The organism is Eisenbergiella tayi, from assembly GCF_001881565.1.
GTDB lineage: Bacteria > Bacillota > Clostridia > Lachnospirales > Lachnospiraceae > Eisenbergiella > Eisenbergiella tayi.
Genome location: NZ_MPDJ01000002.1, coordinates 494,218 through 508,707, shown reverse-complemented (window position 1 = coordinate 508,707; position 14,490 = coordinate 494,218). Strand labels below are relative to the sequence as shown.

General features: G+C 40.3%; 16 protein-coding genes. 12 read left to right on the top strand and 4 right to left on the bottom strand.

Annotated features, from left to right (window positions below; translation table 11 throughout):
* Positions 1 to 22: 22 nt before the first annotated feature.
* The 10 genes from BLA28_RS10725 (at position 23) to BLA28_RS10680 (ending at position 6,544) form a co-directional block, all read left to right on the top strand.
* Positions 23 to 1,129, top strand: a complete 1,107-nt coding sequence (locus BLA28_RS10725) for a glycoside hydrolase family 172 protein (protein WP_071699113.1) — start codon at positions 23 to 25, stop codon at positions 1,127 to 1,129.
* Between the two features lie 39 nt (positions 1,130 to 1,168).
* Positions 1,169 to 2,422 (top strand): ABC transporter substrate-binding protein, encoded by a 1,254-nt coding sequence (locus BLA28_RS10720; RefSeq protein WP_081365605.1) that lies wholly within the window; start codon positions 1,169 to 1,171, stop codon positions 2,420 to 2,422.
* Between the two features lie 379 nt (positions 2,423 to 2,801).
* Entirely contained in the window at positions 2,802 to 3,665 is an 864-nt protein-coding gene (locus BLA28_RS10715) for a CPBP family intramembrane glutamic endopeptidase (protein WP_071699112.1), read from the top strand.
* A 34-nt stretch (positions 3,666 to 3,699) separates the two neighbouring features.
* The gene (locus tag BLA28_RS10710) at positions 3,700 to 4,080 is read left to right on the top strand and encodes a VOC family protein (protein ID WP_071699111.1); all 381 of its coding nucleotides are present in this window, start codon (positions 3,700 to 3,702) and stop codon (positions 4,078 to 4,080) included.
* A 56-nt stretch (positions 4,081 to 4,136) separates the two neighbouring features.
* On the top strand, positions 4,137 to 4,418 hold the full coding sequence (locus BLA28_RS10705; RefSeq protein WP_071699110.1) for a hypothetical protein: 282 nt from the start codon (positions 4,137 to 4,139) through the stop codon (positions 4,416 to 4,418).
* Between the two features lie 85 nt (positions 4,419 to 4,503).
* Entirely contained in the window at positions 4,504 to 4,872 is a 369-nt protein-coding gene (locus tag BLA28_RS10700; RefSeq protein WP_071699109.1) for a VOC family protein, read from the top strand.
* A gap of 101 nt (positions 4,873 to 4,973) precedes the next feature.
* The gene (locus tag BLA28_RS10695; protein WP_071699199.1) at positions 4,974 to 5,333 is read left to right on the top strand and encodes a hypothetical protein; all 360 of its coding nucleotides are present in this window, start codon (positions 4,974 to 4,976) and stop codon (positions 5,331 to 5,333) included.
* Positions 5,323 to 5,547 (top strand): hypothetical protein, encoded by a 225-nt coding sequence (locus BLA28_RS10690; RefSeq protein ID WP_071699108.1) that lies wholly within the window; start codon positions 5,323 to 5,325, stop codon positions 5,545 to 5,547. Before BLA28_RS10695 ends, BLA28_RS10690 begins: the two co-directional genes overlap by 11 nt.
* Before the next feature lie 94 nt (positions 5,548 to 5,641).
* A complete protein-coding gene (locus BLA28_RS10685; RefSeq protein ID WP_071699107.1) occupies positions 5,642 to 6,151 on the top strand; it encodes a GNAT family N-acetyltransferase in 510 nt (169 codons plus the stop codon).
* A gap of 102 nt (positions 6,152 to 6,253) precedes the next feature.
* Positions 6,254 to 6,544: a YciI family protein gene (locus BLA28_RS10680; protein ID WP_044966862.1), complete on the top strand. Its 291-nt coding sequence runs from the start codon at positions 6,254 to 6,256 to the stop codon at positions 6,542 to 6,544.
* A gap of 76 nt (positions 6,545 to 6,620) precedes the next feature.
* Here BLA28_RS10680 and BLA28_RS10675 read toward each other — a convergent pair whose 3' ends face one another.
* From BLA28_RS10675 to BLA28_RS10660, 4 genes are all read right to left on the bottom strand, one after another.
* Positions 6,621 to 8,153: an extracellular solute-binding protein gene (locus BLA28_RS10675; RefSeq protein ID WP_071699106.1), complete on the bottom strand. Its 1,533-nt coding sequence runs from the start codon at positions 8,151 to 8,153 to the stop codon at positions 6,621 to 6,623.
* Between the two features lie 44 nt (positions 8,154 to 8,197).
* Complete coding sequence (locus BLA28_RS10670) at positions 8,198 to 9,088, bottom strand: carbohydrate ABC transporter permease (RefSeq protein WP_044966865.1); 891 nt, start codon at positions 9,086 to 9,088, stop codon at positions 8,198 to 8,200.
* Positions 9,089 to 9,108: 20 nt separating this feature from the next.
* Positions 9,109 to 10,077, bottom strand: a complete 969-nt coding sequence (locus BLA28_RS10665) for an ABC transporter permease (RefSeq protein WP_169897232.1) — start codon at positions 10,075 to 10,077, stop codon at positions 9,109 to 9,111.
* A gap of 150 nt (positions 10,078 to 10,227) precedes the next feature.
* Entirely contained in the window at positions 10,228 to 12,426 is a 2,199-nt protein-coding gene (locus BLA28_RS10660; RefSeq protein WP_071699105.1) for a helix-turn-helix transcriptional regulator, read from the bottom strand.
* 256 nt (positions 12,427 to 12,682) lie between these two features.
* Between BLA28_RS10660 and BLA28_RS10655 the strand changes: the two genes are divergently transcribed.
* Together BLA28_RS10655 and BLA28_RS10650 are read left to right on the top strand one after the other, a co-directional pair.
* Positions 12,683 to 12,886 carry a hypothetical protein gene (locus tag BLA28_RS10655; protein ID WP_071699104.1) on the top strand — a complete coding sequence of 68 codons (204 nt, stop codon included), beginning with the start codon at positions 12,683 to 12,685 and terminating at the stop codon, positions 12,884 to 12,886.
* A 38-nt stretch (positions 12,887 to 12,924) separates the two neighbouring features.
* Positions 12,925 to 14,226 (top strand): glycoside hydrolase 5 family protein, encoded by a 1,302-nt coding sequence (locus BLA28_RS10650; protein WP_071699103.1) that lies wholly within the window; start codon positions 12,925 to 12,927, stop codon positions 14,224 to 14,226.
* Positions 14,227 to 14,490: the final 264 nt, after the last annotated feature.

Here is a 14,490-nt window from a genome sequence, read left to right as displayed (position 1 = left end):
AAAGTAAGAGAAGGAGAATATAATGTATCAGACATTTATGGGCGGACTTGCCGGGCTTCCTCTGGCGAAGCATGGAAAAAGCAGGGCGGTTAATGCCGAAAATCCCTATGGGGAAAAAGGAAAAGGAGGAATGGCTGAAAGCGTACTCGGCCCTTCCAGGAAAGGAGCACCCTGCATCAAAGGACTGCTCCCCGGCAGTGTGACTACATTGGCAGAAATAGAAGGAACCGGTGTGATCCAACATATTTGGATAACGGTCACCGATCATACGGATAAGGATTATTATGTACTCCGCGATCTGGTACTTCGGATGTATTGGGACGAGGAGCAGGAACCTTCCGTGGAAACACCATTGGGTGATTTTTTCTGTTGCGGATTCGGCAGAGGGTGTATTGTAAACTCATTGCCTGTTGCAGTGAATCCCACCAGAGGAATGAACTGCTATTTTCCCATGCCCTTTAAGAAAAAGGCGAAGATAACCATTGAAAACCAGCATGAATGCGAAGTCCCTGCCTTTTTCTATCAAGTGGATTATTGTCTGACGGAGGAAATGCCGGAGGATATCACGTATTTTCATGCTCAATGGAGAAGAGAACGCATGACGGAAAAGCAGAAAGATTATGTGATTCTGGACAATGTAAAGGGAAAAGGCCATTATGTGGGGACTTATCTGGCGCTTACCGCGCTGGAACGTTACTGGTGGGGAGAAGGAGAAATCAAATTTTATCTGGATGGGGATCATGACTATCCGACGATATGCGGTACGGGAACGGAAGACTATTTCGGAGGAGCCTGGAGCTTTGCCGGACAGATAGACGGCAGGACAGTGGAAAATACTTATAATACGCCGTTTATGGGGTATCCTTACTATTCGCATCATGATGAAGGGATACATAATTTATATCATAATGATGATATATTGCCGCAGCGTGGCTTTTACCGCTGGCATATTATGGATCCGGTGCTTTTCGAAGAAGATCTGCGCATAACCATTCAGCAGATTGGGACCTGCCACAAAGGAAACTTTGAGAGACAGGATGATTTGGCTTCTGTAGCTTACTGGTATCAATGTGAACCACATATCCCGTTTGCACCATTGCTTAAAAAAGAAGACAGATGGCCGAGGTAAGAGAGGGACAGACGTACTTCAGAAAAGAGGTGGGGCGGAATGCGGAAATTTCAGGGACGGACATTTTTTTTAGCGGTAATGTGCATTTTCAGTTTGATTTTTACCGGCTGTGCGGAAGAAAATAATAAGGAAGAAGTACAAATCTCTGATATGGATCACATTACGATTATGCATGTGGACGCAGGGAAAAAGGAATTCGCGGAGTATATCAGCCAGGCACAAAAAGATTTGAATATGCAGATAACTGTACTGGAATATCCGCTTAATGCGGATTCCAGACAAGCGAAGGTATCCTCTCTATTAGCTGCCGGGGATGCTTCTGTGGATGTTTTCAGCATTAATGATGAGATGATCAGCGAGTTTAAATATGCAGGATATCTGGAACCATTACAGGAAGATGTCATGAACCGGCAGGTAGCGGCCGCATTTCCGCAGGATTATTTAAAACAGGTCGTGATGGCAGATGAACAGATATATTCGGCTCCCTATATGATGGATGTACTGTGCTTATGGGTCAATCAGGAATGGTTAGGGGAAGCGGGTATAAATGATATTAGTACAAAAGAGAATTTTATGGAATTTCTGTCTTACGATTGGGGAAAGGAACGTTTGGCGTATGGAGGATCCTGGGAAAAGACTTACGCTCACAATGAAATAGGAGAATTTATTAATCTTTTCGGCGGGGATTTTTATGACTGGCATAATCCGCAGACACAGGCCGCTGTCATATTTCTGAAAGACATGGTTGAAGAAGGATACACGTCCGAAAATAATCTTGTTGATCAATATGAGCAGATGAACCAGAAGTTTATTGATGGCAGGTACGGAATGGTATTCATGTATGGTTCTGCCCTGAATATGTATGTGGATGCAGATGTGTACGGGCAGGATAACATTCATCTGGCGCCTCTTCCGGATCTTGGGAGTAACACCACATTTATTGCCACATGGCAGTATGCATTAAATAAAGCTTCACAGAATAAAGAAGCCGCAAAGCGTTTTATAAGTTATGCGATCAGCCGTAAAGGAAGCAGCCTGTATGCTGAAAAAATGAACCGGATGCCGGCAAGAGAAGATTTGATTTGGGAGGAGGATCTTCAGGTTACCGGTTATGCGGACATGCGGGAATATATGAAGAATGTGAAGCTGCTGGCACGGCCTATGCCGGCAAATCCTATGGCATTCATCGCTATGCAGGGAGAACTTTTTCAGAAATATGTAACCGGAGAATTGAGTTTGGACAGCTATTGCGAGCTGATGCAGCAGTTGGTGGATGACAATCTGGTACATTAACTTTATAGGATAGCCTATTTTGGAGTGTCTGAAGGTAATGATGAGGTATAGATATATGAAAAATTATGGATCGATCTCTTTAACGGAGATCGGTCTTTTTTATGAATTGATGGAAGGAGGGGGTGATACCTTCAGGAAGCCATCCTATTTTTCTCATTATAGGAGAGATAACAATAATCTGTGATAAAAACGATAACATAAATTATCTTAAAAACGATAGTTTTGTTAATTCCTATATGCTATACTCATTTTAATACAGGGTAGAAAATGAAATTTGAGGAGTATATAATTTTACTCTTATTTAGAGTTCTTGTAACGATAATGTTTAACATTAGATATTAAAATCAAAAAGTGAGTGAAAGGCTGAAAGGAAACGATTATGAAAGAAATAAAGAAGCCGGCTGAGGGATTATCAACAGCAAAAGCAGTTTTAGGTATTATACTTTCTATTGCAATTCTGGCAATTGCACAGACCTTAGCATTTGTTATCAGTGAATTTCTACTGAATTTAGGAGTGCCCGGTGCAATTTGTAATGTTATTGCAGGAGTTTTATATGTGGCGCTGGCTTTAGCAGGAATAATACAGCTTTGCAAAAAAATTTTAAAAGTGGATATGTCTGAAATGAGAATACCGCGATTTAAAGTAAATGGTGTCTGGCTGATAGCCGCTGTCCTTATGCCTGCATTGGTGTTGCTGATTTCTATATTAACCGGCGGACACTGGGAGATATATACTTTTGAAACAGAAACGACTTTGGCCACAATTACAAGTGCTGTAGTATTCTTTGGCCTGGCAACCGGGATAGTTGAAGAATTGGTTTTCCGGGGCGTGATTATGGGGTGTTTGGAAAAAAGATTTCATATAAAAGCTGCGGTTATTATTCCATCTGTTCTTTTTGGTGCGTTGCATATAATCGGGAACAATCTTGATTTTATAAGCATTATTCAATTACTGATAGCGGGGAGTATTGTGGGAATATTGTTTTCCCTCGTCGCTTATGTAAGTCATTCTGTCTGGAACAATGCGATTGTCCATGGAATTTGGAATATGGCGATTATTGGCGGAATTTTGCATATCGGGAACAGTGCAGACAGCAATTCTATATTTAACTTTGTTTTGGACAATAAGATGTTTCTGATTACCGGCGGAGATTTTGGTATTGAAGCGTCGGTTATTTCTATTTTTGTATATCTGATTTTTTGTGTGCTGGCAGTTTATTTATTAAAGAAAAAGACAATATAAAGTTTCGATAAATCGGAAGTTTGAGGAATAGCAAATGGGATTAAAATTGAAAACCGTAATCTTAGAGTGTAGCCATATTCACCAACTGAGTAGTTTTTATTCGGATTTTTTGGGATGGCCCATTGTATTTAAAGAAGAAAATTTCATAAGACTGCAGTCTCCTGAAAGCGATATGGGAATTGCAGTTCAATATGCAGAAGATTATGTTGCTCCTGTTTGGCCATCAGAATCAGAAAAACAACAAATGATGGTCCATTTAGATTTTGGAGTAAAGGATAAGAAGGAATTAGCGGAATGGGTGGATAGAGCTATCAAATCGGGTGCAAAACTTGCGGAAATGCAGTATGGTGATGGGGAGTGGATTACTATGATTGATCCCGCTGGGCATCCGTTCTGCATTGTGGTTTGGGATTAACAACTACCGGTATATCAATAAGGCAAGGGGAAAAGTGGAATTGTGAGGGAAACTTTATGATTATGACTTATGATTTTATATGGACAGCCAAACACAATAAAGATTTTCGTTTACAACTTGATAAAGCTATTTTGAATGATTTGAATAATGAAATTTGTACGGATATACATAGATTAACCTTTTTGCCGAAATCTCAGGTTGTAATCGTTACAGCTAAATCAGATACAAGTGCCTTTAGAAATAAAATTGTTCCTAAAAAAATCACCTATCAAGCACTAACGAAAATGCTCGATGGTAATTGGAATAATATTGCCCCCGGTGATATTACTGACATATGATAGTTCCCAGTTCAGTGAGAAGTTGGAATGAGCGAGAAATCGGAACTTGATAACATAGAATATAAATTGAGAGAGGAAAATAATTGTGATAAAAGGAGTTTGTGGCTTTGCTTATGATTGTAAAAATGCTGATGCGTTGGCTGATTTTTATGCCGCACTGCTTGGTTGGGAAAAAGAAATTTCTGGTGAAGGATGGGCAGCATTGCGTTCTCCACAGGGATGGTTATTTGCTTTTCAAGAAATAGAAGATTATGTCGAACCTGTTTGGCCATGGGAAAGAGGTAAGCAACAACAAATGGCCCATATTGATTTTTACGTTGAAAATCTTTTGGAAGCAGTAGAACATGCGATAAGGTGCGGGGCAAAAAAATGTGAGATACAATATTATGACACATCGACTGTTATGTTTGATCCGGAAGGACATCCATTCTGTTTAAGCACAATAATACAGTAGCATTCTATAAATGAGTATAAGACAAACTACAGTGCAACATTTTTCCGTTCGGCGAGAGGTTGGACTGAGGGAAAAATCAGAATATGGTGGTAAGGATAAGCATGAAAAAGAAAAACATAATAATAGGCATTACCACAGTGGTTATTGTAATGATAAGTGCTTATTTGTTAACCAGGCCTAAAATATTAGGAAATTTGAATCATAGTTATACAGAACAGTCAACTTCAACTTCTGAAATTTCGTTTTCAGGGGAGACAGGTGATAAAATAAAATTTGTATTTAGTTCTAATATAAAAAATGGTGATTTAGATATGGTTCTGTATGATTCAGATGGTAATATGATATATCAATTAGATAAAGCAAAAAAATTAGTAGCTTATTTTACATTGGATAATTCAGATATCTATACATTAACAGCAAAACGCAGTAACTTTATTGGAAATAACAAGATTGTATCTTGATTTTGCAAAGATTTGTGAAAAAAAGACTGCAATAATAGTAACACACAGGCTGGCTTCCGCACAGATTGCGGATAGAATCATAGTATTGAAGGATGGGAAAGTCGTACAAGATGGCAGTCATGAAGAATTGCTGCGTGTGGAAGGTGAATATAAGCGGATGTATGAACTGCAGCAGAAGTGGTATACAGAGCAGAAGGATAATGTATTTCTATGAAGAATGGCTTCCACAGGTAAAACGGCTTATCGGGAATACAGAAGATATCGCGGATGAGCTGCTGAAAATACAGTAAGAATAGGAGAATGTTTTTGTGGAATTATATACAGAGAGACTGTTTCTGCGCACCATTACGGAAGAGGATGCAGAGATAGTGAGAGCTTTTGGAAAAGATGAATTTGCATCAGATGAAGATGTACGAAATTGGATTCGCTGGGTAAAAGCTAAAAATGAAGAAGGCAGGCTTATCGTTAATTTTTATATCTGGCTGAAAGATTCAGACCAATGCATTGGACGTGTATACATCCATAGTAAGCCGGAACTGAACCGGGAAGTTGAAATTGGCTATGGTATAGCTGAAGAATATCGTAATAATGGTTATGCAGCCGAGGCTGCCAAAGCTGCTGTACGTTATGCTTTTGAAGAAACCGGACAGAATATTTTAGTGGCGATTGTAAAACCTGAAAATATAGCTTCACGCCGTGTGATAGAAAAGCTTGGATTCGCCAATAACGGTGTCCGTACAGTGCCTGATGAAAATGGTAAAATATGTGAATTTGATTATTTTCAGTTCCATCGGGAGGACTGGCTGACGTTCGCGTAATAAGCGCTTTCCTGATTTGCCTTCCGGTTACTGTCACGGCGGCTTTAGACGCATTGTGCGGTGTGTGATTTAAGTGGATTTTAAGGAGGAACGAAGAGAAATATGAAATATTTTTTAATAGAAGGAATTGTCACCCATCCGGAAAAGATGACGGAAGACATGATGAAGGAGCACCAGGAATACACCGGTGGCCTGATGAAGGAAGGGAAAGTTCTTTTTTCATCATTAAAAAACGATATGAGTACTTCTGTGACTGTAGTTAGGGCTGAAGATGAAAAAATAGTCTGGGAATTTTATAAAAAAGAGCCTTTTTATCTGAATGACGTACTGATTTATCATATTTCAGAATTACAGGTACACTATCATAATCCTGATATAAAAAACTGGTTTTAAATAATACGGCTGTGAAAAATGATTTTATTTTTCACAGCCGCATTCAAAAAGCATTATATTTGTTTATTAAAAAAGGTTATTCACTTTTGCCAGCAAAAAAATCGTTATATTGTTTCTGGTACTCCTCCAGAAATCTGTCGATTCCGGCTTCATCCAGTTTCTTGAGCGCTTCATCAATTGCTTCATCGTAATCAACCAATCCATTGGTGATAGGATAGAAGTATTCCTGTTCGACGGCTTGCATCTGCGCATACTCTGTCTGAACAGGTGTCATGTCGAAGGAAAATCCGAGATCTTTCTGTGGGATACAGCCGTCATTCCACTGTTCATACGTTTTGATTTGGTCTTCTGTAATATAACTCTGGTATCTTTTAAAATTAATATTGTCGGGAAGCCATGTTTCAAATAAAGCGTCTGTATTGATCATTTCAAGCTGTCCATCTTCACTGATATTGTAATCCTTGCCTTCCACACCATAAAGGATGAAGTCAACCCATTCCTGACTGCTCTGAAGCAGGTTAATCAGTTTTACATATCCTTCCAGTTCACGGCCTTCTACATTTGCACTTACGGCAAAGGCGGTAGAGTAGGTACCTCTGGACATTAAAGGCTTGCGGGACTGATCACCCAGAAAATAATTTTTAAATTTAGCATTGGGATCCGCTTTGCGAACAGCATCTTCATACTCAAATACACGATAGCTTGCGCCTGTTGCGAACAGTGCTTTTCCGGCCATGAATTCTGCATCAATCTGGGAACCATTGGACATTACATAGCTGGGAATCATACCCTTTTGATACCAATCTCTGAAAATATTAGCAGCCTGTTTATATTCCTCCGATGCATAATAATTATATATAGTGGGATCATCAAGCTTGTTGCCGTCCGTGGAAACGAAATTGTTGAGGCGGAATACATTCATATCGGATTCAATCACTCCGTTAACCATCTGGGGAAGTATGCCGCCGCGTCCGAAACCGATTATATCAGGATGTTTTTCTTTGGCAAGAGTATAAAATTGTTCTACGTCCTCCAGGGTTTTGAGTTCTGTCATGCCGACCTCTTCCAAAAGATCCTGTCTGGCAGTAATAACATAGTTTTCACCGGCATTCGGTTTGTTGCCGAAAGGAAGAGCATATAATTTTCCATCTACCTTCCATACATCAAACATTTCGTCACCGCCGCAGTTTTTTCTCAAATCCTGGGCATAGGCTTCGGCTGCTTCCGTGATATCTGCATAATAGCCTTTGGAAACACATTTAGATAAGAAAGCGGTATCTGTATAGGTGACAAATTTTTCTCCGGAAGAGAGCATAAGTTCCGTTTTGCCCCCGGCATATTCCGACCAGGGCAGATACTGTACGGTTATATCCACATTAATCGCGTCTAAGACCTTGTCATGAAATTCATTTTCGGTAAAATCAGACATTCTGGGAGAAGCCTCACCATATAGAATCAGCGTTGCCTGGGTAGGCGCTTCCTTTTCGGCAGACGGCTGTCCGGTGTCTCCTTCCCCCGCAGCAGGGGCTGAGCCCCCACAGCCGGACAATAGCATGGATACGGTCATTGCTGCGGCCGCAATAAAAGCTGTTACATTCCTTCTCTTCATATCTTTAATTCCTCCTATTTATTTATTACTTGGTTTTCACCAAATTAACCTTTTAATGCGCCCACAGTTACGCCCTTAACGAAATGCTTTTGGATAAAGGGGTAAATCAATATGATAGGGCCGATCGCAATACAGGTAATTGCCATTTTAATTGTTTGTGCAGGCAGTATGATATGGGAAGCCACACTGCTTGACGGATTTGCCGCCAGATACTGGATATTTGACATCATTTTATAAAGAATGTACTGAATGGTATAATATTTTTCATCATTGATCAGCATCAGCGGCAGGTAAAAATCATTCCAATACTGAAGTGCATAAAACAGAGTGATTGTGACAATTCCGGCTTTTGACAGGGGAAGTATAATCTGGGCAAGAATTCGAAAATGTCCTGCCCCGTCTATTTTTGCACTTTCAACCAGTTCATAGGGAAGACCATTGAAAAAGTTCCGCATCAGATACATATTAAAAACATTCATGGCATAGGGAAGGAACATCGCAAGGTAACTATCCTTCATGCCAAGATATTTAGTACAGACGAGATACCAGGCCAGCATTCCCCCGTTAAAAAGCATTGTAAAATAAGCGAAAAATGCGAGTTTGTTTCCAAAACGAAAACCTTTTACGGAAAGAACATAAGCATAACAGACTGTTATGAATACGGAAAGCGCTGTACCTCCAATCGTGGTAATTATACTGTTTTTATAAGCATTAAGTAACTTGCCGCCCTGCGATTGAAATACATATTGATAGGTTTCTGTGGATAACACCTTTGGGAAAAGAGTAAATCCATGAATAGCCACTTCACTTTCAGGCGTGAAGGAACCAATCACTGCGAAAATAATGGGAAAAATACATATGGCAGCAATAAGTGTCAGCAATATATAGAAAATGATTAACAGGATATTATCTGAACCTGATTTTTTTGTTTTCATATTAATTGGATTTCTCCCTTCTAAAATAAAGTTGAGTCTTTGTCAAACTTACCGGCAATTTTATTCGCGGTAATAACCAGAAGGAATCCGAAGATTGACTGGTATAAAGAAATTGCCGATGCAAATGCCATCTCTCCATTTCTTACGCCGCTTCTGTATACAAAGACATCGATTAAGTCAGTTGTTGGAAAGAGTACCGGATTTAAGTTGGTAAGACCAATAATCATGTTCAGGTTGCCTTTCAGCATATTTCCTATGGATAGCAGGAAAAGGATGATGATGGTCGGTCTTAAAAGGGGTATTGTAATTTTTCGGATACATTGCAGTTTGGTTGCACCGTCCACTTTTGCTGCTTCATATAGGGAGGAATCAATTCCGGTGAGTACTCCATAATAAATAATGGAAGTATAGCCGCAGCTCTGCCAGGTGTTTACAATAGTCAGGATTGCAATCCAGGTTTTGGGTTTCGCATAAAAATCAATGGGTTCTTTTCCTATAGAAATTAAAATCTGGTTTACCAGACCGGAATCCACATTCAGCATTGCATAGAGGATTGCGCCCATAACCATCCAGGAAATAAAATAGGGTAAAAACATAAGACTTTGAGAAATCTTTATAAAGAATTTTCCTTTAATCTCACTGAGCATGATAGCAATCGCTACTGCAAATATGGTTCCTATTATAAAAAAGAGAAGATTATACATGACTGTAAGACCGGTGGAACGCATTGCAGTGGAAATATTATTAAAGAAGAAACGGAAGTTTTTAGTGATCGGATCGGCCCAGGGACTTCCAAATATACCTCCCCTGAAATTGTAGTCCTTAAATACCAGGACAATTCCGGCCATTGGAAAATAGGAAAACAGAAGCAGGGCTATGACTCCGGGTAGAGCCAATATATATAGAGGAATGTCCTGCCTGAATTTCCGCAGGGCGGGGCTGCTTTTCGAAGTGGCAGCCATTTTGTATGGAGTTTTTTGTTTACTCATTTTGGTTCGCCTCCCATGTGTTTGATACATGTATTGTAGGCCGGTACAATCGCTTTTGAAAATAAAAAAGATACGCAATCCGTTCAGCTTTGCGTACTAAAGCCAAAAAGAAGCGTATCAATTTTATATTTTTCGTTCAATTTCATATTATCAGCTGTTCCGAACGGCAGATGGAGAGAGTCCGAATTTCTTTTTAAACTGTGAAGAAAAGTAAGAAGTAGTGGAAAAACCACAGATCTCTGCCACCTTTTTTATATTAATATCAGGATTGGCCCGCAGCATTTCTTTGGCATAGGTAAGCCTGAGATCGGTAATGAATTCCGGAAATGTCATTCCTGCATATTCATTAAACAACTTGCTGAAATAAGAGACCGACATATGAAAACGTTCCGCTACCTGCTCCACACAGATATCTTCATCTCTGTAATGTTCCTGAATGTATTCAACCGCATCCAGCATATTCATCCGCAGAGTCTTTTCCTGGAAAACACTGTTTTCAAAACATATTTCTTCTGTCAGGTGTCTCAGATAATTTTCCAGATCACTTCTGTCATACAGGGAAGTGATTTTGATATAGTGATCCAGATAATTTTCCTGACGCTGTTTTCCGGTTAGTTCACAGCTGAAAATACACTGCTCAATCTGGACGCACAGCTCAGAAAGGGAAAGAAGTACTTTCTTTATATTATAAGAAGACAGTTCGTCCAACAGCAGGGGAAGCTGCGCAATGGCTTCTTCCGTTTTTCCTTTTTTAATTCGATCGAGGAAATCATCATATATTTTTTTAGGAATATCCAGTTTTTTTCTGTCTTCAAATATTTCAGAGGTCATGCCTTTTCGGCTTTGTCCGAGAAGATGATATTTCAACAGCATCTGCAGCTCCTGAAAATTAGGACGCAGGTCTTTTTCTTCAGAAATGAGTGCTGATACAGCATAAAAGATCTGTGTTCCATGGACCTTTGCCATTTGTGTGCACTCGTCTTCCAAGAGAGGCTGGAGTTTATTCCAATCAGAGAGAGAACCGCTTCTGACCGGTTCTTTAAGCAGAATCAGCAGCCAGGGAGAACCGGTGTCTGCAAAGGCACTGATCTTACAGCCGGAATGATTGCGTTCCAGTATGCTGTATATATCCGATGAAAAATTTTCATCTAAATAATGTCGGTTTGTCCAATATAAAAGAAATAGGCAATGCTCACCGCGATCCTGCAGCCGGAGCACAGGAGGGATATCTGTGTCGGTATCTTCTCCACCCAGAAACCATAGGATTTTATCGGAATGATACTGCTGCGACATCATATGTATCTGACTGATAATTCTTTCGCTGGTGATTTCAGCCTGCTGTCTGCTGTATTCTTCATTTCCCGGCAGAATTTCAGGGCCGGATCCGATTTTGGAGAAGAAATCCTGAAGGGGATAGTACAGCTTATTTGCCAGGATAACAGCAAGAAGCAGCGCTATGAACAGACTGGCCACAACACTGATGAAAGCGGCCTTCTTCATTCCGGTCATACGGGTCTGAATGATATGATAATCCTGAAGCATGACAAAATGCATATCTGTGACGTCGTTATAAAGGCTGTTACAGAGATATTTGGATTCATCAAGGACAATCTCCATACCAGGAGATGACATATCCTGATTTTGAAGCAGGTTCCATATTTGTTCAACACGTTCATCAGAAAGTTTTCCGTTGATGATGGACTGGCCATCGGAGGTGTATACAAGCAAAATAGAATCTTCAATCTTCTGTGAAATGAGCTTTTTCTCCATTTGCTCTAAATCCAGGGAATAAATGATGCCCCGCTGAGGGCTGACACCCATGGCTTTTCTGTCTGTAAGAAAAATACACAGGTTTTTCCGATTGCTTGTTTCGATAATGAACTGCTGTGTATCATTTTGGGTTTCCATGATCTTTTGCTCTATTTGCTGTATTTCGGCTTCTTCAGGATAGCGCCAGCCGTAATATCGGAATTCATCTTCACTTCGGAAAAGGCAGACATATTCAGCGAACCCATTATTGACACAGAGCCTTTGCAGATAACTGCCAATCCAGTTTTCTGTTTTCCAGCTATCTGACTGGGTATAGATGTGTTGTTTGATATTCGCATCCTGCCAGGCCGTTTGAAGCTGTGTCCGCCACATGTCCAGATTATTGCTGATGGTCGTATCCAGATTCTGAAGCTGTGTCATAGAGAGATTATATATAACCCTTTGGGTATAGACATTGAACCAGGAAAAGAGTCCTGTCAGGACAATAGCGATAGCAATTATGGTAATGGTGCTGTAGCTTAAAAGAAGGACAGAGCGATATTGTTTATTTGTAATATCCAGCTTAAAGTGCTTTTTCATGATTGTCTTTTGTCTCCGAATTCGGGATTTTTTAGTATTATATTTAGTTTAACTGATAATAATTCGGAAAGCAATATATGAGGGAGTGTTTCGTGCTCCCCCATTATTTTCTCTTTTCATCCATCCGATATTTTTTAGGAGTAATTCCTGCAGGGAATAATCAGCCGATCATCGGATTTATCCTTGTAATGTCTGCTAATCTGATCGTCCGAAAAATAGATCCGGACAGTGCATTATTTTAAGGAGGGACTATAATATGAAATCAAAAGACGAAAAACGCTTTCAGTTTATTAGAAATGTTGTTATGATAATTATTATAGAATTAACAGCAGCTGACCTGCCTACGGTTTCGGTACGTATGGCTATGGCAATTGCGGGGGTACTTCCGGTACTCATAATTTATCCTTTTGTACAAAATAATTTTGTAAAAGGAATCACCCTCGGCGGAATAAAGGGGTGATGAGTGATGCGCGCTGAAGCGCATAGTTAGGGGGATTCATGAAAAAAACAGTTGATTATCAGAAGCTGCGCGGATTTAATTACACACAGCCGGATGCTGTGAATGACAGGGTTTTCTGGGCGGAGTACCATCATGATATAGTTGATCGTGATATGGGCTATGCTGAGAGGCTTCATCTGAACAGTGCCAGGATTTTTCTCAGTTATGATTTTTATAAGGAAAATCCGGACAGATTTTTAGCTAATGTGAAAGATTTTGTACAAACAGCGTGGAAACATGGTATTTCCACAAATCCAATTATTTTTATGGGATTTCGGTTCCGTGAGGATGAACTTCCATGGAGTGGATTTATGCTGGAAGCCGGATTGAAGCCGATATATAAAACGCTGGAGGATCCATCCTGCTGGTACATAGGCGAGAAGTATTTTGACGATCTGTATGAAGCTATCGGCCATGAGGAAGGTCTCTTGTTTTGGGACATTGCAAATGAGCCGGGATATACCGATAATTTTGTGACATGGTATGATGAAGAGCCTTCTTATGTACAGGATTATCAGGAGCGGCCCAATATGGAACTTCTCCGTTACAGGCAGGAAAAAACATGGGAGATTGTCAGACATTTCTGCAGGTATGTGAAAAGTAAAGATCAGGAGCATGATATCGGTATAGGCAATATTTTTATTTTCGAAACAGAACCCAGCCGGACAGCTGAGCTTGTTGATGTTATCGTGTTCCACGATTATTTTCCAACCCGGAAACGTATGCGCGACGCACTGGAGTATGCGAAAAAGATGGGGGAAAAATATGGAAAGCCCGTACTGGACAATGAAATGTGCTGTCTTGCCAGAGCCAACCCCTATGATATGTCTATTGAGATGCATGATGAATACCAGATAGGGTGGTATCTGTTCGAACTGATGATAGGCAAGGATATGTGGTCGCGTGTGCACGGAGTAGTTTATCCGGATGGGACCGTCCGGGATCCTTCTATTGTAGCAGCAATAGGCGGCTTTTTCCGCAACAGAGGCGAAACTGCCATCCGTTCCGATGTGAATCAGGAGGATTATGTAAAAAGAGTCAGTATATTGGCTGAGAGGACATTACATGCGGCCAGGCAGAATCAGGGCTCAGATCACAGCCAGGATGTGGAAAATCTTCTGGAAGTTTGTGAATACGCCGCTAATCTGCTGGAAGCGGGCGAACTGGTGCCTATGGCATATCCGCCCACTGCAAAGATCGCAGCTTACAGAAGACAGCAGAATGTGGATGCAATGGAAATTGAGGACTACCTGACAGAACTGATGGGAACGCTGAAAAAAGCCTGCCATATAATAGAATAGTGAATCAATAAGTTTGGAAATCTGCAGCTTGAGAAGGTATACGTATCGGTATCCCAGGCAGATTAAGTGCTGAAAATTATACTTTATCAAAAAATACGATGCCATACATTAGACCATATTTCAGTGGTATAATGTATGGCATTTTGCCTGTCAGTCTCTAATCCATTATTGCCCTTTTCTTCCGGCTTAGTAGGAGTCATTTGGTAAATAAGAATATTATCCTTTCTATTGACTTTGACGCAGCGTCAAGTGATATGATACTTA